Source organism: Stenotrophobium rhamnosiphilum, assembly GCF_003052265.1.
Taxonomy (GTDB): Bacteria; Pseudomonadota; Gammaproteobacteria; order Nevskiales; family Nevskiaceae; genus Stenotrophobium; species Stenotrophobium rhamnosiphilum.
This window is the reverse complement of record NZ_QANS01000002.1, coordinates 342675-362272: the sequence shown is the minus strand read 5'-3', so window position 1 is coordinate 362272 and position 19598 is coordinate 342675. Positions and strand designations below refer to the sequence as shown.

The 19598-nt window shown below is 55.9% G+C and carries 22 protein-coding genes; 13 read left to right on the top strand and 9 right to left on the bottom strand.

The features are described from left to right. The first annotated feature begins 189 nt into the window (after nucleotides 1-189). From surE to recJ, 8 genes are all read left to right on the top strand, one after another. Complete coding sequence (gene surE, locus CJD38_RS05645) at nucleotides 190-936, top strand: 5'/3'-nucleotidase SurE (protein WP_107939338.1); 747 nt, start codon at nucleotides 190-192, stop codon at nucleotides 934-936. Next, entirely contained in the window at nucleotides 933-1610 is a 678-nt protein-coding gene (locus CJD38_RS05640; protein WP_107939337.1) for a protein-L-isoaspartate(D-aspartate) O-methyltransferase, read from the top strand. The genes surE and CJD38_RS05640 overlap by 4 nt, the downstream gene beginning before the upstream one ends. A 5-nt stretch (nucleotides 1611-1615) precedes the next feature. Beyond that, entirely contained in the window at nucleotides 1616-2512 is an 897-nt protein-coding gene (locus CJD38_RS05635) for a peptidoglycan DD-metalloendopeptidase family protein (protein ID WP_107939336.1), read from the top strand. Between the two features lie 266 nt (nucleotides 2513-2778). Beyond that, nucleotides 2779-4092 carry a homoserine dehydrogenase gene (locus tag CJD38_RS05630; RefSeq protein WP_107939713.1) on the top strand — a complete coding sequence of 438 codons (1314 nt, stop codon included), beginning with the start codon at nucleotides 2779-2781 and terminating at the stop codon, nucleotides 4090-4092. Nucleotides 4093-4122: 30 nt separating this feature from the next. After that, a complete protein-coding gene (locus CJD38_RS05625) occupies nucleotides 4123-4740 on the top strand; it encodes a GNAT family N-acetyltransferase (protein ID WP_107939335.1) in 618 nt (205 codons plus the stop codon). 26 nt (nucleotides 4741-4766) lie between these two features. Beyond that, the gene (thrC, locus tag CJD38_RS05620) at nucleotides 4767-5873 is read left to right on the top strand and encodes a threonine synthase (protein WP_107939334.1); all 1107 of its coding nucleotides are present in this window, start codon (nucleotides 4767-4769) and stop codon (nucleotides 5871-5873) included. Between the two features lie 40 nt (nucleotides 5874-5913). Beyond that, a complete protein-coding gene (locus CJD38_RS05615; protein WP_107939333.1) occupies nucleotides 5914-6678 on the top strand; it encodes a sulfite exporter TauE/SafE family protein in 765 nt (254 codons plus the stop codon). Next, nucleotides 6675-8375 (top strand): single-stranded-DNA-specific exonuclease RecJ, encoded by a 1701-nt coding sequence (recJ, locus tag CJD38_RS05610; protein ID WP_206362894.1) that lies wholly within the window; start codon nucleotides 6675-6677, stop codon nucleotides 8373-8375. The genes CJD38_RS05615 and recJ overlap by 4 nt, the downstream gene beginning before the upstream one ends. Here recJ and CJD38_RS05605 read toward each other — a convergent pair. The 6 genes from CJD38_RS05605 to CJD38_RS05580 all read right to left on the bottom strand — a co-directional run bounded on the left by CJD38_RS05605 (nucleotide 8372) and on the right by CJD38_RS05580 (nucleotide 14206). Continuing rightward, nucleotides 8372-9139: a hypothetical protein gene (locus CJD38_RS05605; RefSeq protein WP_107939332.1), complete on the bottom strand. Its 768-nt coding sequence runs from the start codon at nucleotides 9137-9139 to the stop codon at nucleotides 8372-8374. The two genes, recJ and CJD38_RS05605, sit on opposite strands and share 4 nt — an antisense overlap. Next, nucleotides 9136-10347 carry a SufS family cysteine desulfurase gene (locus CJD38_RS05600; RefSeq protein ID WP_107939331.1) on the bottom strand — a complete coding sequence of 404 codons (1212 nt, stop codon included), beginning with the start codon at nucleotides 10345-10347 and terminating at the stop codon, nucleotides 9136-9138. Before CJD38_RS05600 ends, CJD38_RS05605 begins: the two co-directional genes overlap by 4 nt. After that, a complete protein-coding gene (sufD, locus tag CJD38_RS05595) occupies nucleotides 10347-11402 on the bottom strand; it encodes a Fe-S cluster assembly protein SufD (RefSeq protein ID WP_107939330.1) in 1056 nt (351 codons plus the stop codon). Before sufD ends, CJD38_RS05600 begins: the two co-directional genes overlap by 1 nt. Then, nucleotides 11403-12146, bottom strand: a complete 744-nt coding sequence (sufC, locus tag CJD38_RS05590) for a Fe-S cluster assembly ATPase SufC (protein WP_107939711.1) — start codon at nucleotides 12144-12146, stop codon at nucleotides 11403-11405. 141 nt (nucleotides 12147-12287) lie between these two features. Continuing rightward, a complete protein-coding gene (sufB, locus tag CJD38_RS05585) occupies nucleotides 12288-13739 on the bottom strand; it encodes a Fe-S cluster assembly protein SufB (protein ID WP_107939329.1) in 1452 nt (483 codons plus the stop codon). Between the two features lie 2 nt (nucleotides 13740-13741). Continuing rightward, the gene (locus tag CJD38_RS05580) at nucleotides 13742-14206 is read right to left on the bottom strand and encodes an SUF system Fe-S cluster assembly regulator (RefSeq protein WP_107939328.1); all 465 of its coding nucleotides are present in this window, start codon (nucleotides 14204-14206) and stop codon (nucleotides 13742-13744) included. An 83-nt stretch (nucleotides 14207-14289) separates the two neighbouring features. Between CJD38_RS05580 and CJD38_RS05575 the strand changes: the two genes are divergently transcribed. Continuing rightward, nucleotides 14290-14733, top strand: coding sequence for an acyl-CoA thioesterase (locus CJD38_RS05575; protein WP_107939710.1), 444 nt, complete (start codon nucleotides 14290-14292; stop codon nucleotides 14731-14733). A 21-nt stretch (nucleotides 14734-14754) separates the two neighbouring features. Here CJD38_RS05575 and CJD38_RS05570 read toward each other — a convergent pair whose 3' ends face one another. The 3 genes from CJD38_RS05570 to CJD38_RS05560 form a co-directional block, all read right to left on the bottom strand. Further along, nucleotides 14755-15216, bottom strand: a complete 462-nt coding sequence (locus CJD38_RS05570; protein ID WP_107939327.1) for a hypothetical protein — start codon at nucleotides 15214-15216, stop codon at nucleotides 14755-14757. 225 nt (nucleotides 15217-15441) lie between these two features. Next, nucleotides 15442-15873 carry a DUF3293 domain-containing protein gene (locus tag CJD38_RS05565; protein ID WP_107939326.1) on the bottom strand — a complete coding sequence of 144 codons (432 nt, stop codon included), beginning with the start codon at nucleotides 15871-15873 and terminating at the stop codon, nucleotides 15442-15444. Further along, entirely contained in the window at nucleotides 15870-16385 is a 516-nt protein-coding gene (locus CJD38_RS05560; protein ID WP_107939325.1) for an alpha/beta fold hydrolase, read from the bottom strand. Before CJD38_RS05560 ends, CJD38_RS05565 begins: the two co-directional genes overlap by 4 nt. Nucleotides 16386-16391: 6 nt before the next feature. On the opposite strand from CJD38_RS05560, the gene CJD38_RS05555 reads away from it, so the two are divergent. From CJD38_RS05555 to CJD38_RS05540, 4 genes are read left to right on the top strand one after another with little or no spacing between them, the layout of a single operon-like run. After that, nucleotides 16392-16685 carry a hypothetical protein gene (locus CJD38_RS05555; RefSeq protein WP_107939324.1) on the top strand — a complete coding sequence of 98 codons (294 nt, stop codon included), beginning with the start codon at nucleotides 16392-16394 and terminating at the stop codon, nucleotides 16683-16685. After that, nucleotides 16682-16978 (top strand): hypothetical protein, encoded by a 297-nt coding sequence (locus tag CJD38_RS05550; protein ID WP_107939323.1) that lies wholly within the window; start codon nucleotides 16682-16684, stop codon nucleotides 16976-16978. The genes CJD38_RS05555 and CJD38_RS05550 overlap by 4 nt, the downstream gene beginning before the upstream one ends. Before the next feature lie 22 nt (nucleotides 16979-17000). Continuing rightward, a complete protein-coding gene (locus CJD38_RS05545) occupies nucleotides 17001-18416 on the top strand; it encodes an alpha/beta hydrolase family protein (protein WP_107939322.1) in 1416 nt (471 codons plus the stop codon). Nucleotides 18417-18458: 42 nt separating this feature from the next. Next, the gene (locus CJD38_RS05540; protein ID WP_107939321.1) at nucleotides 18459-19577 is read left to right on the top strand and encodes a beta-ketoacyl-ACP synthase III; all 1119 of its coding nucleotides are present in this window, start codon (nucleotides 18459-18461) and stop codon (nucleotides 19575-19577) included. Nucleotides 19578-19598: the final 21 nt, after the last annotated feature.

Here is a 19598-nt window from a genome sequence, read left to right as displayed (position 1 = left end):
AGCTGCCCAATTCGGCGCCTTAGCATTGATGTTAATAAATATTTGCATATAATTGCATTAATTAATCAAAACCAACGAGCGCTACTAGGCAAAGAGGTTTTGCGAGTGCCGCTTTCAATGATTAAAACGGTCACCCAATGATAGCGGTGATCAAGCTAAACTGACGCTGATTTTTCGACTCGAATCTAGATGCGCATCCTGCTTTCCAATGACGATGGCTGCACGGCTCCAGGCCTGCGTTGCCTGCAAGAACATTTGCTGACGCGACACACTGTCGACGTCGTGGCGCCTGACCGTAACCGCAGTGGCGCGAGCAACTCGCTGACGCTGCTGAATCCTCTGCGTGTGCAGAAGCATGCGGATGGTGTGATCTGCGTTGATGGCACACCTAGCGACTGCGTTTATCTCGCGCTGACGACGCTGATGGATCAAGCGCCAGAGATGGTTGTGTCTGGCATCAATGCTGGCGCGAATCTCGGAGACGACACGTTGTATTCCGGCACTGTCGCGGCAGCAATGGAAGGACGTCATCTCGGCTTTCCGGCCATCGCGATCTCTACCGTTGCAGTGAACCCCAAGCATTACGACACCGCTGCGCGCGTAACGCTGCGTTTGATTGATCGTTTGCAAGAAGATCGTTTGCCCGGCGACACCATTCTGAATATCAATGTGCCAGACGTTCCTTGGGAAGAGCTGCAAGGTTTTGAAGTCACGCGCCTCGGCAATCGTCATCGCTCGGGCGATGTGACGAAGTCACAAGACCCACGCGGCCGCACCATTTATTGGATTGGCGCTGCAGGTGCAGAAGCAGATTGCGGCCCCGGCACAGATTTTTATGCAGTCGCCAACAAGCGCGTGTCCATTACGCCGCTGTTGGTTGATCTCACGCGACACAGTGCTGTCGAGCGTCTGCAAGGCTGGGCGCAAAGTCTATGAACTACGTTTACAGACAGGCCGCCGCCGCACGTGGACACGGTTATCTCTCCGCGAATCGTCGCGCAGGGCTCATCGAAAAACTGCGCGCCGAAGGCATTCATGATGAGCGCGTGCTCAAGGTCATGGAGAAAGTGCCGCGCCATGAATTTGTCGATGAAGCGTTGAAAGAACGCGCTTACGAAAATTCCGCGTTGCCGATTGGTCACGCGCAAACCATCTCACAGCCGGTCGTTGTTGCCTTGATGACGCAGGCGTTGCTTGACGGCAAAAAGCTCAAGCGTGTTTTGGAAATTGGTACGGGCAGCGCCTATCAGACTGCAGTGTTGGCAGAACTGGTCGAGACCGTATTCAGCGTTGAACGTATCAAGCCGCTGACAGAAATCGCGCGCAAACGTATGACGGCGATGGGCTATCGCAATGTGCATTTCGGCTACGCCGACGGCATGGGCGGTTGGCTGCCTTATGCGCCTTACGACGGCATCATCGTCACTGCGGGCGCTGAAAAAGTGCCGCCTGCTTTGTTGGCGCAATTAGCGCTCGGTGGTCGCCTGATTATTCCCGTAGGCCCGCAAGGGCGTCAGTCGCTGCGACTGATTGAACACACCACCGCTGGCATGAAGGAAACGGATCTGGCTTCCGTCAGCTTTGTGCCGCTACTCGCGGGCAAGGTCTAAAAGCGATGCAGCGTCGGATCGCGCAATGTTTGCTGCCGGTCCTCTTGTTGAGCTTGAGTGCCTGTAGCGGATTGATGCGTTGGGGCAATGAACCGGCGCAGCGCACCAGCTCTGCAGGACGTACGCCCGCAGCCGCTGCTCAAGTGCGCCGCTCCGATGGCGACAGCTACACCGTGCGTCCCGGCGACACGCTGTACTCCATCGCTTTTCGCAACCAGATCGACTATCACGAGCTCGCCAGTTGGAATGGCATCGATTCGGACTTTCGAATCATTCCGGGCAAAGTATTGAGGCTCAAGCCTCGAACAGATCGCCCAGCTGCTAAGCCTGTCACGGTGTCACCACCGGTCAGCCGGCCTCAGTCGCCGTCTGATGCCGAGCGAGTTGCGTCCAAGCCGGTGCCATCAGTGATTGTGCCGGCGAGTCCGAGCGTCATTGTGACCCCGTCGGCCCCAGTCGCAACGCCCGTGTTTACGGTGCCTCCATCCGCCGCCAGCAGTGGTTTTGAGTGGTTTTGGCCAACAACGGGCACCATTCTCAAAACTTATGCCCCACAAGCGGGCTTTAAGGGCTTGGATTTCGGTGGAAATTTCGGTCAGCCGGTGTTTGCAGCCGCGCCGGGTCGAGTGGTGTACAGCGGCAATGCCCTCAAGGGTTATGGCGAGCTGATCATCATCAAGCACAACGACACCTACTTGTCGGCCTACAGCTACAACCGCCACCGCAACGTAAACGAAGGCGATGTGGTGACTGCTGGTCAGCCGATCGGCGAGCTCGGAAATGGGCCTGAAAACAAGCCGTTCCTGCACTTTGAAATCCGCGAGCGCGGCCAGCCGGTAGACCCCATGCGATTCCTGCCTAAACGTGAAACCACGCCCGGGGCAAAACTTAGCGGTAATTAACCGCCGGTTTCTTTGCAATATCAGGGGTCTGAATCGATAATACCGCCCCTTTTTCCGTCCCCAATCCCAGCGTCAATGCAGATACAGGGACGGCTGCCTTAAAAGGCAAGAATTTGCGTAGGTGAAATGGGTGAGGCGGATCAAGGACGACTGCCTTGAATGGCAGTCGGCCCCGCCGAACGACCGCACATGGATGTGCGGGCAGGTGGCCGTTAATGGCATGCAGTTGCGCCACGGATGGCATGAACTTTTTAGGTGAAATGGTTATGAGTAATGCAGTTCGCGTAGGTGTTATCGGTCTCGGCACCGTCGGCCAAGGCGTCGTCCGTCTTCTCAAGAACAACGCTGCAGAAATTGAACGCCGCGTTGGTCGCCCGATTGTGGTGACGCACGCGTCTGCGCGTGATCTGTCGCGCCAGCGTGATTGCGACCTCACTGGCATTACGATTGCTGCTGACCCGATGACGATTGCACGCGATGCCGACGTCGATGTCGTCGTTGAGCTCATCGGTGGCAAGGATGTCGCACGCGAATTGATCCTTGCCGCGATCGCACGCGGCAAACATGTCGTCACTGCTAACAAAGCGTTGATCGCGGAACAGGGCAATGAAATTTTCGCCGCTGCTCGCGCCAAAGGCGTGATCGTCGCGTTTGAATCTGCTGTTGCTGGTGGCGTTCCCGTGATCAAGGCGATCCGCGAAGGCATGGCGGGCAACCGCATCGAAAGCCTCGCCGGCATCATCAACGGCACCGGCAACTACATCCTCACGCAGATGACGGAGAAGGGCGAGAGCTTCGCCGATGCGCTCGCACAGGCGCAGAAGCTCGGCTATGCCGAAGCGGATCCAACCTTCGATGTCGAAGGCATCGACGCTGCACACAAGCTCACCATTCTTGCCGCCAGCGCGTTTGGCACGCCGCTGTCGTTCAAGTCAGTCAACACCGAAGGCATCACCAAAGTGACGCCGCAGGACATCACCATCGCGCAGGCGATGGGCTATCGCATCAAACATCTGGGCATCGCCAAGCGTGGCGACAACGGTGTTGAAGTGCGCGTGCAGCCAACGCTGATTCCTGAAAATAAATTGCTGGCGAAAGTGGATGGCGTTCTGAATACGGTATTGCTCAAGGGCAATGCGGTGGGTCAGGTTGGCTTCTACGGTCGTGGTGCAGGTGGTGATGCAACGGCTTCGGCCGTGGTTGCCGATCTGGTTGATGCCGCGCGCCTGCTCGCAGCTGATGCCAAGCACTTCGTGCCGTCGCTGGGCTTTCAGCCAGACGCCATTCGCGAACTGCCGCTGGTCGCAATGGACGATGTACAGAGCGCGCATTACCTGCGCCTGCAGGTGGCGGATGAAGCGGGCGTGCTGTCGCGCATCACTGCGATCCTCGCTGCTCATGACATCAGCATCGAAGCGATCATCCAGCGCGAACCACGCGACGATGAAGACGCCACGATCGCGATCATCACGTCGGTTGTGCAAGAAAAGAAATTCAATGAAGCGCTGGTCGAAATGCAGTCACTGCCTTTCGTTCACGCTGGTGTGTCGCGCTTCCGCGTGGAGCATTTCAACGACTGAGTTCGTTCGCGAACTCAGCTGGGCACAGTCATGGCAGGCGATCTCAGCATTCCGGAATTTTTGCCGGTCACGCTCCAAGGCACTTATGTGACTTTGGAGCCGATGCAGATTGAGCATCATGCCGGGCTTTGTGAAGCGGGTTCGGATGAAGTGTTGTTTCGTTGGTTTCCAACGTCATGCGCCGGTGATGAGCCGATGCGCAAGTGGATTGAAGAAGCGTTAAAGGATCAGCAGGCGGGCAAAGCTTTGCCGTTTGTGATTCGCACGAAGCACGATGGACGCATTGTCGGTAGCACGCGTTTTGGCAATATCGCTGCCGTGCATCGCAGTGCAGAGATTGGTTGGACTTGGTACACCGGCAGTGTTCAACGCACCCCAGTAAATACCGAGTGCAAAATTTTGTTGTTGAAGCATGCGTTTGAAACGTTGAAGTTGAATCGGGTGGAGTTGAAGACCGATTCGCTCAACGAGAAATCTCGTGCTGCGATTGCGCGTATTGGCGCAACGCAAGAAGGTATTTTCAGGAATCACATGGTGGTGCAGGGCGGACGTATTCGCCACACCGTCTACTTCAGCATCACGCGTGAAGAGTGGCCGCAGGTCAGCGACAATCTCAAGCGTATGTTGGACAAGCCCTTTAAGTTTTAACGATCAGTTTTACTCAGGACAAGAACATGACTCGCTATACCGGATTGGTTGATGCATACCGCGACCGCCTGCCTTTTGGACCAGACGTTCGCGCCATCGCGCTCGGTGAAGGCCGCACGCCGCTGATCAAGCTTGAGAACCTGCCTAAGAAGGTTGGTTTTGGCGGCGAGATCTATGTGAAGTTCGAAGGTCTGAACCCAACCGGCTCGTTCAAAGATCGCGGCATGACCTCGGCAGTAACCGATGCTGTGCATCGCGGTTCACGCGCGATCATCTGCGCATCGACCGGCAACACTTCTGCAGCTGCTGCGGCCTACGCCGTGCGTGCAGGCGTGACGGCATTCGTGCTGATTCCTGATGGCAAGATTGCACTTGGCAAGCTTGCACAGGCTGTCGTGCATGGCGCGGTTGTCGTGCAGATCAAAGGCAACTTCGACGATGGCATGCGTCTAGTGAAAGAAGTCGCGCAGACTACGCCGGTTGCGATTGTTAACTCGATCAACCCGTATCGCCTGCAAGGCCAGAAGACCGCCGCGTTCGAAATTCTCGAAGCACTCGGCCGTGCGCCGGACTATCACTGCTTGCCTGTCGGCAACGCAGGCAACATCACTGCGTACTGGATGGGCTACAGCGAATCCGTTGGCATCCGCACCTCCGCCAGCATGGAAGGCTACAAGCTCGGCACCGCAACGCACGGTCGCCCGAAGATGGTTGGCTATCAGGCTGCAGGCGCTGCACCGTTTCTGCGCGGCGGCATCGTGAAAGATCCAGAGACCATCGCTACTGCGATCCGCATCGGCGATCCGCAGTCATGGGATCACGCTTGGAAAGTGCAGAAAGAATCTGGCGGTTGGTTTGATGAATGCGTTGACGCAGACATCCTCGCAACGCAGCGTTTGCTCGCTGGCACCGAAGGCGTGTTCTGCGAGCCTGCTTCGGCAGCATCGTTGTGCGGCGCACTGCGCGATATCAAGAACGGCAAGATCGCAGATGGCAGCACCATCGTCTGCACGCTCACCGGCAATGGCTTGAAAGATCCAGACGTCATTATTCAGGGCGGTCTGAAAGATCTGATTCAAGTTGCTGCTGAACGCTCAGAAGTCGAAGCGGCACTGCGCGCGAATATGAAGTAATCGGACGGCCGCGCAATGCGGCCTCACGATTTCTTCACTCATGGATCAACTGCCCCTACTACTCACCGGCTTCGTCGCGAGTTTCTTCTCGGCGCTAGCCGGTGGTGGTGCGGGGCTGGTGCAGTTTCCCGCGCTGATCGCGCTCGGTCTGCCTTTTACACTCGCTATCGTCACGCACAAGGTTGCAGTCGTTGCACTTGGCGTTGGCTCTGCTGGAAAACTCCTTCGCAGTTTTAAATTTGATTGGCCGCTGATTGGTCTGATGCTCGCCGTTGGCGTGCCGGGCCTCATCATCGGCAATCTCTCTGCACTCGTGATTCCTGCAGCGCCGGGCAAAGTTTTATTTGGCGTAACGAATATCGCGATGGCGCTGTATTCCATTCTCAAGCCTGACTTCGGCGTCATTGCAGCACCGCGTAATCGCGAAGGCCGCGGCCTCTGGATTGGCGCTGGTTTGATGAGCGTCGTCGGATTTCTCTGCGGTGTATTTCCTTCTGGCCCCGGCCTGTTTGCGACGCTGGTATTTCTGCGCTGGTTTGGTTTCGACTACCAAGCCGCTGTTGCCAGCACCATGCTGATGGTGGCCTTGGTTTGGAACAGCATTGCAGGCGTCACTGTTGCGCTTGCTGCGCCTGTACGTTGGGATTGGATTCCCGCACTCGCAGTTGGCGGTGTGCTCGGTGGATATTTCGGAAGCTCGCTCGCATTGCTAAAAGGTAATCGCTTCATTAAGCGTGCGTTCGAATCAGTGACGCTGTTGATGGGTGCGTGGCTGTTGTTGCAAGGTGTGGAGACTTGGCAGTGAGTCAGCCACTTATTCGTCAGCGCGCCATAGGCGATATCAATGCACTGCCTGCAACGCTGCATCCAGTGTTGCGTCGCGTCTACGCTGCACGCGGTGTAGTCGAATCTGATCTCCCGCTCGAATTGAAAAATCTTGTTCCGCCATCTTTGCTTAAAGGCATTGATGCGGCGTGTGCTCTCCTTGAAGACGCGCTGCGTCGTCAACGCAAGATTGTGATTGCGGGTGACTACGACGCTGACGGCGCAACGAGTACTGCATTGGCAATGCTTGCACTGCGCGCGATGGGCGCGAAGTCTGTTGGTTATGTGGTGCCAGATCGTTTCCTGATGGGCTATGGCTTATCACCTGCATTGGCGGACCTCGCAGCAGAGCAGGGCGCAGAATTATTAGTGACGGTGGATAACGGTATCGCCAGCGTTAGCGGTGTTGCACGCGCAAAAGCTTTGGGCATGGATGTGCTAATCACCGATCACCATTTGCCCGGACCTGAATTGCCAGCAGCTGACGCCATCGTGAATCCGAATCAGCCCGGCTGTACATTCCCGAGCAAACATCTCGCGGGTGTTGGCGTGATGTTCTACGTGTTACTCGCATTGCGTGCGTGCTTGCGTGAGAGCGGTTGGTTCGCTGATCGTCCTGAACTGAATCTGGCGGACTATCTTGATCTCGTCGCACTCGGCACTGTCGCTGACGTTGTGCGACTCGATCACAACAACCGCATTCTCGTTCAGCAAGGTGTTGCGCGTATTCGTGCAGGCCGTGCGCGGCAGGGCATGTTGGCGTTGTTGGAAGCTGCAGGCCGTGCGCCCGCACAGATTTCAGCAACTGATCTGGGTTTTGTCATCGGCCCGCGCATCAATGCGGCAGGTCGACTGGAAGACATGCGCATCGGCATCGAATGCCTGATGTGTGAGGACGGAGCTGCCGCTGAAGAATCAGCGCGCACACTCGACAAGCTCAATCGTTCGCGTCGAGAAATTGAAACGCAGATGAAGGATGAGGCGCTGCAGATTGTTGCAGAGGAAGGCAGCAATGTCGGCGTCTGCTTGTTCGATGCTGACTGGCACGAAGGCGTAGTCGGCCTCGTCGCTTCACGCGTCAAAGAAAAACTACATCGCCCTGCAATTGCCTTTGCACGCGCAAAAGAAGGCGGCTTGTTGAAAGGTTCAGGCCGTTCAATTCCTGGTCTGCATATTCGCGATGCCATCGCTGCGGTTGATGCAAGATTCCCCGGCATGATTGAACGCTTCGGTGGTCATGCCATGGCGGCAGGTCTTACGCTGCCAGAGCAACACTACGAAACATTCAGCGCGGCATTCGATGCGATCTGCAGTGCATGGCTCGCGCCTGCGCAGTTGGAACAGGTGATTGAGACAGACGGCGAGTTAACGCCGAAAGAACTGCATATCGAAACGGCTCAAGTTCTCGAACGCGCTGGCCCATGGGGTCAGGGTTTTCCGGAGCCGCGTTTTGAAGGCGTGTTCGAAATTGAAGAAGCGCGTCTCGTTGGCGCGACGCAAACGCACGTGAAATATAAAGTACGTGTGAACGGCGTGAGCTTGGCTGCAATGGATTTTGGCGGCGTTGAGCGCATGCAGCGTCGTGGCCTTGTGCAGCTGGTGTATCGCTTAACGATTAATCGTTGGCAGGGTCGTGAGAGTATCGACCTGCAGATTGAAGACCTTCGCGCCGCTTAATGTTTTTTAGCGTGATGCGTTGCAAACAAGCCAACAGCAACACCGCCGAATAATGCAGGCAGCACAGCCCAAGCGCCCAAAGCGCTCATGCTGTGGCCAAGAATCAGAAAGAACACTGCAAATCCCATCAGCCCGGTGAGAAATCCGCGCAACGTGATCAACAGCGCATCGCGACCGCTATTCGCCATAGTGAAAGCAGGAATAACGACGGCAGCAACTGGTGCGCCCGCCAACACGCCGGTGAGATGTGTTCCCAAGTGTTCGGAGATCGTCGTCAGCGTCCACACCAATAACGCAGCGGCAGCCATGCGCGCGAACAATTCAATTTGCGGAAGTGCGGCGGGTATCGGTGCTGCTTTGGGTTTGGGTAACACGCGCGTGGCAGCGATCCAGAGTCCAGGAATAATCGCGATGCCAAGAACCAGTGATTGCGAGAAGCCCGAAGCATCAATCAACAGCGCGGTGATTAGATAGCACAGCCATGAAAATGGAATGGCGCTATACCAAGGCCAGCGCACGCTGATAAAACCAAGTACCAGCAAGTAGACCATCGTGGCCCAGACGCCGATCGGCGCGGCCAGTGAAACCTGCGTGGCGTACTCAGATCCGTGCAGCAACCACACGGCCAGAACTACAGGGCCACCGACTAGCGGTAAGCCGCCCATCAGTCCTGCGATGTTAGGGCCCCAGCGTTTACCTGCGAGGCTGGCCAGTCCAATCAATGCTGGCGAGACTAACAACTTGGCCGCGAGTACCGCGCTCATGAGAATAGGCGTTGGACTTTGTGTAGTGCTGCGACAAGTTGGTCGATATCGTCAGTGCCGTTGTACACAGCAAGCGAAGCGCGCGCAGTTGCAGGCACGCCAAAGCGCTCCATCAGCGGCATCGTGCAGTGATGGCCGGTGCGAATCGCAACGCCTTCCTGATCGAGGATGGAGCCGATATCGTGCGGATGCGCGTTGTCCATGACGAAGGACAAGATGCCGCCCTTGTTACGTGCAGTGCCAATCAAACGCAGGCCGGGAATTTCAGCAACGCGTGGCGTGGCGTATTCAAGCACGGCATGTTCGTGTGCATGAATCGCGTCGATGCCAATGCTACGGATGTAATCGAGTGCAGTGGCGAAACCAATCGCACCCGACATATCCGGTGTGCCAGCCTCAAACTTGTACGGCACATCGTTCCAAGTACTGCCGCTGAAGGCGACGGTCTTGATCATGTCACCGCCACCATGCCAAGGCTGCATTGCTTCGAGATGTTCGCGTTTTGCGTAGAGCGTACCGAAGCCAGTAGGGCCGTAGGCTTTGTGTGCGGAGCAGGCGAAGAAATCGACGTCGAGTGCTTTCACGTCGACAGCGATGTGTGCGATCGATTGCGCGCCATCAACCAAGACAGGAATGCCGCGAGCGTGAGCTTCGCGAATCATGTCTTCGATTGGGTTCACGGTGCCGAGTGAGTTGGAGCAATGACCGACAGCAACCAACTTGGTGTGTGGCGAGAGTAGCTTGAGCCACTCTTCGAAAATCAGTTCGCCTGCGTCGTTAACCGGCGCAGCAATCGTCTTGGCGCCAACCAACTGCCAGGGCACGATGTTGGAGTGATGCTCCATCGCAGTGACGAGTACTTCGTCGCCCGGCTGAATACGTGGTGCGAGATAGCAGCGTGCGACGAGGTTGATGCTCTCTGTCGTGCCGCGTGAGAATACGATCTCTTCGCGCGTTGCGTTGAAGAAGCTGGCGATGGTGTCGCGAGCACCTTCGTAGGCGTTGGTCGCGCGCTCAGCAAGTTCATGCACGGCGCGGTGCACGTTGGAGTTCTGGTGGCGGTAGTAGCGATCGAGTGCAGCCAGTACAACTTCTGGTTTCTGTGTCGTCGCCGCGTTGTCGAGATAAGCGAGACGTTTGCCGCGCACCTTCTCCGACAGAATCGGAAAGTCAGCGCGGATGCGCGCCAGATCAAATGGCGCGCTCATTAGGCTTTGCCCGACGTATTGCCTTGGGGCAGGCGTGAAAGAAAACGCTGCGTGATCTTCTCGCGCAGTTCATCGTTGCTGATGTGCTCGATGATTTCCTGTGCAAATGCCTGCGTCAGCAGCGCGCGAGCCATATCGCGATCAAGACCGCGGGCGCGCAGGTAGTACACCGCGTCTTCGTCGAGCTGACCGAAAGTCGCGCCGTGCGCGCATTTAACGTCGTCGTTGTAGATCTCGAGTTCCGGCTTGGCGTAAACCTCAGCGGTTTTCGATAGCAGCAGATTCGCAACGCGAGTTTCGGAGTCAGTCTTGATCGCCTTCTCATGCACGAAAATCTTGCCGTTGAAGACAGCACGTGCAGAACCGGAGACAACGCCACGGAAAAATTCACGGCTGCTGCAATGCGGCGCGCGATGGTGGATCCAGCTGTGGTTGTCGACGTGCTCGGAACCCGTCGGTGCATAGAGGCCGTACAGTTGTACGCCAGCGCCAGGTTCGTTGAGGTGAACATACAGATCGTTGCGGACGAAGCGGCCGCCGAGATCTACCGTCACTGCATCCAGCTGCGCATCACGCGCCAAAAGGATTTTGAGATTAGTCAGGCGTTGAGCTTGCGAATCTGCCTGCTGTACGCGTAGCAGACGCAGTCGCGAATTGGGTGCTACTTCAATCTCAGCGAAGAACGTCGCAAAGCGTGAAGGTGTGATGTCTTGCAGAACCAGTTCAACATCGCCGCTGACTTTGAGTTTCAGGCGCTGGTGCAGGCCGGTGTCGAGTTCGACTTTGCCTTCGAGCGTACGGGTTTGCGTACCGCCGGAGAGCGCAGTATTCAGCGCGTCGAGTCCGTCTTCGTAGGCGCTCGGATAATCGTGGTTCAGTGCGCTCGGCGCGATGTCGGCAGCGCTGAGCTGATCGAGGATGGAAAGATCGGTATGGCGCCAATCTTCATCTTTCTTCCCCGGCAGGCCCTGCTTCAGCAGCGCATCAAGCGCCGCACGCCGCGGCGCAGGCAGCGCGGGTAGCGCTTCAAGAGCGGTGGTGATGTTGTTGAGCATTTATGCAGCGTCCAGCCAGCCGTAGCCTTTTTCTTCAAGCTCACGTGCCAGTTCTGGTCCGCCGCTCTTGATGATGCGGCCGCCAGCGAGCACATGAACGAAATCTGGTTTCACGTAATCAAGCAGACGCTGGTAGTGCGTGACCAGCAGCGTCGCGCGCTCAGGTGAGCGCATGGTGTTGATGCCTTCGGCGACGATTTTGAGTGCGTCGATATCGAGACCGGAGTCGGTCTCGTCGAGAATCATCAGCTTTGGTTCCAGCAGCAACATCTGCAGAATTTCGTTGCGCTTCTTTTCGCCACCGGAGAAGCCTTCATTGACGCCGCGCTGGAGCATCTTGATGTCCATGCTCATTTTCTTGACGCGGTCTTTCACCCAAGCGAGGAAATCTACCGCTTCGATTTCTGGCTGGCCTTGATGTTTGCGCTTGGCGTTGATCGCCGCTTTCAAGAACACCATATTGCTGACGCCGGGAATTTCGACCGGATACTGAAAGCTCAGGAAGATGCCTTCGCAAGCGCGAATCTCGGCGGGCAGTTGGAGAAGATCTTTGCCGCCAAATGTCACGCTGCCTTCAGTGATCGTGTAGTCCTCGCGACCGGCGAGCACATTGGAGAGCGTCGATTTTCCTGAGCCATTAGGGCCCATGATGGCGTGGACTTCGCCAGCATTAATCTTGAGATTAATACCTTTGAGGATGTCTTTACCTTCGACACTGGCGTGCAAATTTTTGATTTCGAGCATATTCATTTCGCTATTCGTAAGACTTCGCTAGGCCATCCCTGGCGTGACTTCAGTTCATTTTCCAAACACCGGCCCGCACATCCATGTGCGGGCGTTCGCCGGCGTGAATTGCCATTCAAGGCAATTCACGAAAGCCCCGTCTCACCCAACTGCTCCCTCGAGAGTTACGGAGAGGAGTTTCTGTGCTTCAACGGCGAATTCCATCGGCAGTTCTTTGAACACCTGCTTGCAGAAGCCGTTGACGATCATCGACACGGCGTCTTCGGCATTGATGCCGCGCGACAGGCAATAGAACAGCTGGTCTTCACCAATTTTGGAAGTGGTGGCTTCGTGTTCGAGATGCGCGCTTGGATTGCGCACTTCGGTGTAAGGGAAGGTGTGCGCGCCGCAGGTATCGCCAATCAACAGCGAGTCGCACTGCGTGTAGTTACGTGCGCCTTCAGCCGATTGCTGGATACGCACGAGGCCGCGATAGCTTTGTTGGCCGTGACCGGCAGCAATACCTTTGCTGACAATCGTCGACTTGGTGTTCTTGCCGATGTGAATCATCTTGGTGCCGGTGTCGGCCTGCTGACGATGATGGGTCACTGCTACCGAGTAGAACTCACCGACGGAATCGTCACCGCGCAAAACGCAGCTCGGATATTTCCATGTGATCGCGGAGCCGGTCTCAACCTGCGTCCACGAAATCTTGCTGCGCTTGCCACGGCAGTCGCCACGCTTGGTGACGAAGTTGTAGATGCCGCCTTTGCCGTTTTCGTCGCCCGGATACCAGTTCTGCACCGTGCTGTATTTGATCTGTGCGTCGTCCATCGCAACCAGTTCAACCACGGCGGCGTGCAATTGGTTTTCGTCGCGCTGCGGTGCGGTGCAGCCTTCGAGATAGCTGACGTGCGAGCCTTCTTCGGCAATGATCAGCGTGCGCTCGAACTGGCCGGTGTTGCGCTCGTTGATGCGGAAGTAGGTGCTCAGTTCCATCGGACAACGCACACCCTTCGGGATGTAGACGAAGCTGCCGTCAGTGAACACAGCGGAGTTCAGCGCGGCGTAATAGTTGTCGCCTTGCGGCACAACGCTGCCGAGATATTTCTGGATCAGCTCTGGGTACTCACGCACGGCTTCGCTGATCGGGCAGAAGATCACGCCAGACTCTTTGAGCTTTTCGCGGAAGGTGGTGGCAACAGAAACGGAGTCGAACACGACATCGACCGCAACGCCTGCGAGCATTTCCTGTTCGCGCAGCGGGATGCCGAGCTTCTTGTACGTCTCCAGCAACTTCGGATCGACTTCATCGAGCGACTTGGGGCCGTCCTTCATCGACTTCGGCTGCGAGTAATACGAGATGCTTTGCAGATCCGTCGGCGCATAGTGCACATGCGCCCACTTTGGTTCCTTCATTTTCAGGAAGCGTGCATACGCTTTCAGGCGCCAGTCGAGCAGCCACTGCGGCTCTTTCTTCATTGCGGAGATGAAGCGGATGGTGTCTTCCGACAGGCCTGGTGGCACGGTGTCGGATTGAACGTCGGTGATGAAACCGGCGCTGTACTCGCTCTTACGAACGATGTCTTGGATGTCTTGTGAGGTCGTGGACATGATCAGCTGCCAGCCAGCGAAGTGGCTGGATGAAAATGGATGGGGGACTCCTGGCGGCGCATCGGTGCCGGCGCGGCCATTTGCGCCAGTGACACAGCTTGCAGCGCTTCATAAATCGCGCGGTTGATCAGGCGCCAGTTGGTTTTGGTGGCGCAGCTGGATTCCATGCTGCAACCGCTGTGATCTTCGGAACATTCAGTGACGGCGATTGGGCCTTCAACGGCGCCAATGATCTCGGCCACCGTGATGCGCTCAGGCGAGCGGCTCAGGCGATAGCCGCCATGCGCACCGCGCAGCGACTCAACAAGACCGCCTTTAGTCAGTAGTTTCAAAAGCTTGGCTGCGGTGGGTGCGGACACATGGGTGCGATCAGCCAGTCCCTGCGCCGTATGCACCTGCGACGGTGCCGATGCCATCGCGGTCATCAGTGCCGTTGCGTAATCCGCTAATTTGCCGAGCTTGAGCATGTTCAATCAAGACTAAATGGGTCCTGATTGGAATTGTAATGCTGCGACGCGACAATCTCAATGATTTTCCGGCATATTTAGGTATGACTACGACTATTTCTTGGGACGTTCCAACCCCATTTACGGAACGCGTGACGGTAGGTCCAGAGCATCTGGACCAGTTCGGCCACACTAATAATGTGCAGTATCTGCGCTGGGCGGAGCAGGTGGCTTGGGGCCATTCCGTTAGTTTGAAGCTGGGTTTTGACGACTATGAGCGGCTCAACGCTGGTTGCGTGGCCCGCCGTCACGAGCTTGACTACCTTGCCGCAACCTTTGCGGGCGACGAGCTACTGCTGGGAACCTGGATCGCCGAATGCGACGCCAAGCTGACGATGTGGCGTGCTTATCAAATCATCCGGGTCGGCGATGGCAAAACCGTGCTGCGTGGTCGCACGCAGTGGGTTTGTATTGATATGAAGAGTGGCAGGCCCAAGCGCATGCCCCCTGAGTTTGTTGAAGCCTACAAGCCGATAGAGACCGTCTAAGCCATTGAGCTGATCCGTTGGCTAAGGCGCTATCAATGGCTCGTCTTGGATATTCGTCTCTACTGGATTGCTTGTAGAGAGCGCTGTGAGCTTGGCCTCGGTGGTGCTGGGTGAAAAGCTAAACATGGCGCCTGTCGCTGGATCGACAATTAACATCCCAATCACACCGCCAATTACCAAATTGGCGAAATACCAGTTATTGACCTTGCCAGGCACGGCAATGATTCCTGGTTTAAAGCCCGGTTTTGTCACGACGGCGGTGTATATCTCGGGTTTGAAAAAGCCGGCGCTACGGTTAAGGGTAACCGTGGCTGGCGTGGTGACTCTATGCGTTATTTCGCCAGCTCGATTTGAGATGACCACATCTGCTTGGTCCGGCGTGCTTCTAAATTGAACAGCTTCTGTGCGGCCATTAAAAATTGTGGCGCAGCCAGTGGTCATTAAAGTCAAAAGTGCTACTAGCACAAAATTTTTTCTTATCATTTTTGATCTCCCCAATGATTAAACGGCCACTTTTATTATTGAATGAGCGCGCAGTTTGGTCTCTGAGCTATATAATTTTTATCAGAATGCTCAGAGAGCAAAACTACCGCAAAAACTTCAACCTCTATTAAGGGCTAAAGCTTAGGCGATAGCTATAGATAAGAAAGCGATTGGGCCCAATATTTTGAATTGAAGCGGCGATTCAGTGGCCGCAACGGCTGGGTTTTACAGCAGCCAAATCAACTTCGGCGCTTCGCCTTTGGTGCCGCTGACAAACGCGTTCTGACGATAGCGGCGGCCGAGTGCCTTGGCTTTTGCAGGTTCAGGGTCGGCAACCAGATAGCCATGCTCTGGCCATTCGCCATCCGGGCTTTGATTGATGGCGGTGAAATAACGCAGTCCCACCACTTCCAGTTCCTGTCGCAAACGCGTGAGCGCTGCAAGGTTGGCGTCGTCATCGGTTTTTTCTGAATTCGGATTGCAGGGCGTGATGATCGCCCAGCTTTCTTGAATGTCGCAGTGCTTGAACAAGCTGCTTTCGGCTGCAGCGTCGTACTCGCCAATGCGAAGGGTCAGCGCATTGCGTGGCAACAGGACGCGATAGTCCGTGTTGTTATAAGCCTCTTCGAGTTTTTGACGATCTATTTTTATATTCACAAGATTTCTGTTTTGACTTGGTCAAGAAAATCGCCGAATAAAAGCGCGAGCGCTGCAAGCTGATCGTTAAGGCCGTGATCCGAATTCAATACATGTAGCGTCGCATGATTTGACTTTGCGAAACGTAAACCACGCTCCATCGGCACAATATCGTCATGCCAGCCATGGACCACGCTGCAAAGTGCCGGCACGCCCTGAGGCTCTTCATCCCAACCCGTGAAATACAAAGCCGGGGCCATCAAAAACAGTGCCTGCGGTTTGAGCGTGGCACAGGCCTGAGCCGAAACATAGCCGCCCATACTGGAACCCACCAAGACCAAACGCTTTGCTGTAGGTGCCAGCGCCAGTAATTGCGCTACACGCTCCCTAGGATCGTGGGTGTGACTATAATCTGGACTCATCACCTCAAAGCCGCGTCCGCGTGCGGTCTCGGCCAAGTGGGTAATCTTAGTGCCCCAAGGCCCGCTTTCTTTTCCGTGGGCAAATACGACGAGATTTTCGACGAGGTTCATCCAGTCATGATAGCCAAAACCAAAGGCGACAAGATGCAGGAAAAAAGCTCGTCCCGTAAGAAAGGCCCGAAAGAACCGTTGGATGTAAACCTCACCGTTAAATTCAATTTCGGCAATGAACCAGATGACGCTATTACGGTTCTAAACGATGTTCGCGTACCGATGGTCGACAGCGTTTTCTCGAACCGCGATCGTATCGTCCGCGGTTTTGTTTCTTTGTTGCTCAAGAGTGGCTTCAAGTCTCCTGCCGTTACTCGCGAACTCTTTCCCGTAGTCCGATTACTGAAGCGTAAAAAATGACATTTCTTCGTTGGTGGACCGTTGCGCTGATGCTGTTTGGTGGGGTTATGGCGCTGGTTATGGGCGTTGTCTGTTTTCTGTATTACATCTATATCGACAGTGCGCCAGAACTGCGTGAGCAATTGCCGCTGTTGGTGAAGCTGGTCGGCTTGTTTACAACGCTGGGCCTGCTTGGGCTCGCTGCGTTTATCCCCATGCGGCGCAACAACCGTTGGGTATGGCCAACACAACTCTTACTGGGCGTGGGCGCCGTTGTTATAACGATGACGTTCTGGCGTTTGCTGAGCACCTAAAAGCAATTAGTTTGGAAACACCATGACGCAAATGCCACAACCCAAGCGCTGGGAAATTCTCAGCTGGATTCCTATCGCGGTCGGCCTTTACTGGCTGCTCGCGCGCAATGATGGTCAATGGTTGTTGTGGGCATTGCTACCGGGCAGCGTATTGCTGGCAACGGGCATCGCCTTGCTGCTAATGCCGGGTGACCCACGCATCACGGCTTACATGGCATTGGCCAGCGTCGTCGGAGCAACGTTCGCGGTGATCCTGTTTTTGATGGGCAATGTTGGAACAGCGTTCGTCTGTTTCATTGGCTGCGTTGGTTCATTTTTGGTGGCGGGTCGTGTTGGACTTTTATCCGAGTCGGTCCATCCGGATGCGCCACTGCCTGAGATGTCTTTGGAGATGGATGCCAAAGCCGGTCTCGATGAAGCCATGTTGGGTTACTTCGTTGCAGGCGTTAAAGCGCCAGTCGGCGATTCCGCTGCGCTGATGTGCGAAGACACCTTCAAGCTCGAAGCCATCATCAAAGCGCAGGGCTGGGATAAAGATGCCTCCAGCTTCCATCAAGCGCCGCCCGCGCCGACCAATGTCGGCATCGAAAAGAAACGCATCTTCGGCCACGACTACGAAGAACTGCGTTGGGAAAGCGGCTTTTTGCCAGACGACGCTTTGCCTGGTGCGGCGCTATGGAAACGCCACACCACTAACAACCAAGCCGTTGTGCGCGTGATGCGTCACGCCGGTGTTTCGCGTCCTTGGCTGCTGTGCGTGCATGGTTATCGCATGGGCATGCCGTGGACGGATTTTGGTTTGTTTCACCCCAACTGGTTGCATCAGAGCCTTGGGCTCAATGTTGTGCAGCCGGTGTTGCCACTGCACGGCGCGCGTCGTATCGGCGCACGCTCGGGCGATCATTTTCTCGACGGTAATTTGCTGGATCTGATTTACGCGGAAGCCCAATCGCTGTGGGATCTGCGCCGCACTGTCGCGTGGATTCGCGAACAAGAACCCGATGCGCGAATCGGTGTGCTCGGCATCAGTTTGGGTGGGTACAACGCCAGCCTTTTAGCGAACTATGAACCCGGTTTGGACTTTGTCGTTGCCGGTATTCCCGTCACCGACTTTGCCGCCAGCGTGTGGCGCTTTATGCCGCCGCCGTATTTGCGTTACTTCAGCGCGCAGGGTCTGGACGAAGAGCGTTACCGTCAGGCCTTGAGCTTGGTGTCGCCTTTGAGCAAGCCGCCTTTATTGGATAAAGAGCGCTTGTTGGTTTTTGCAGCATCGGGTGATCGCATTGCGCTGCCACGGCACGCGCTGGCCCTCGCCAAACACTGGGATGTGCGTGTTAACTGGTATTACGGTTCGCATTTAACGCTGCGACACGAGCCAGAAACCCGCGAAACCCTCAGGGAAGCGATTTTGCGGGCCGGCTGGCCTGCGGTCGGTTAAAATCAAGCCATTACGACTTACAGAATAATTAGGACGGCATCCATGAAGCGCGTCGCCATTACAGGTTCCGGCCTGTTCACCCCGGCAGAATCCATCAGCAACGACGAACTGGTCGTGGCTTTCAATCAGTACGTTGATAACTTCAACGCTCGCAACGCTGATGCGATTGCGGCAGGCACCGTGCAGCCGCTGGCGCACTCCTCGAGCGAGTTCATTGTGAAGGCCTCCGGCATTCACTCGCGTTTTGTCGTCAACAAGTCCGGCATTCTCGATCCGGAAGTGATGCGTCCGCAGATTCCGCGCCGTGGCAATGATGAGCCATCGATTCTTGCCGAAATGGGCATGGCTGCAGCACGTCAGGCGCTGGAGCGTGCAGGGCGCAAGCCTGAAGATGTCGATGCCGTCATTGTGGCTTGCTCCAATCTGGCCCGTCCGTATCCTGCGATTGCCGTTGAGTTGCAGCACTATCTCGGCATTAAAGGTTTTGCTTATGACATGAACGTCGCCTGCGCCTCGGCAACGTTTGGTATTCAGGCCGCTGTGGATTCCGTGCGCAACGGCAATGCCCGTGCAGTATTAGTGGTCTGTCCAGAGATTTGCAGCGGACATCTCAACTTCCGTAATCGTGATTGCCACTTCATCTTTGGTGATGCAGCGACGGCGGTGTTGATTGAGCCGCTGGAAAACGCCGTCAACGGCGGTTTCGAAATCCTCGGCACGCGCCTGCAGACCTCGTATTCCAACAATATCCGTAACAACTTTGGCTTCCTCAATGCCAGCGAACAGCCGCCACGCGAGTGGAACGATGTGCTGTTTAACCAGGAAGGCCGCAAGGTGTTTAAAGAAGTGGTGCCGATGGTCTCTGAGCAGATCACCAGCCATTTGGGCGATCTGGGCATCGAGCCCAGCGGCGTCAGCCGTTTCTGGCTGCATCAGGCCAATTTGTCGATGAACCAGTTCATTTCGCGCAAAGTGCTCGGCCGCGAGCCGGACGAGAAAGAAGCGCCGGTGATTCTGAATGAGTACGCCAATACCAGTTCAGCCGGTTCGGTCATTGCATTTCATAAGCATCATGAAGATCTCAAGACAGGCGACATCGGCGTTTTATGCGCCTTTGGTGCAGGATATTCGGCTGGCAGCGTGATTTTGCGCCGCTTGTAACGAATCCTTCACACGCTCGTC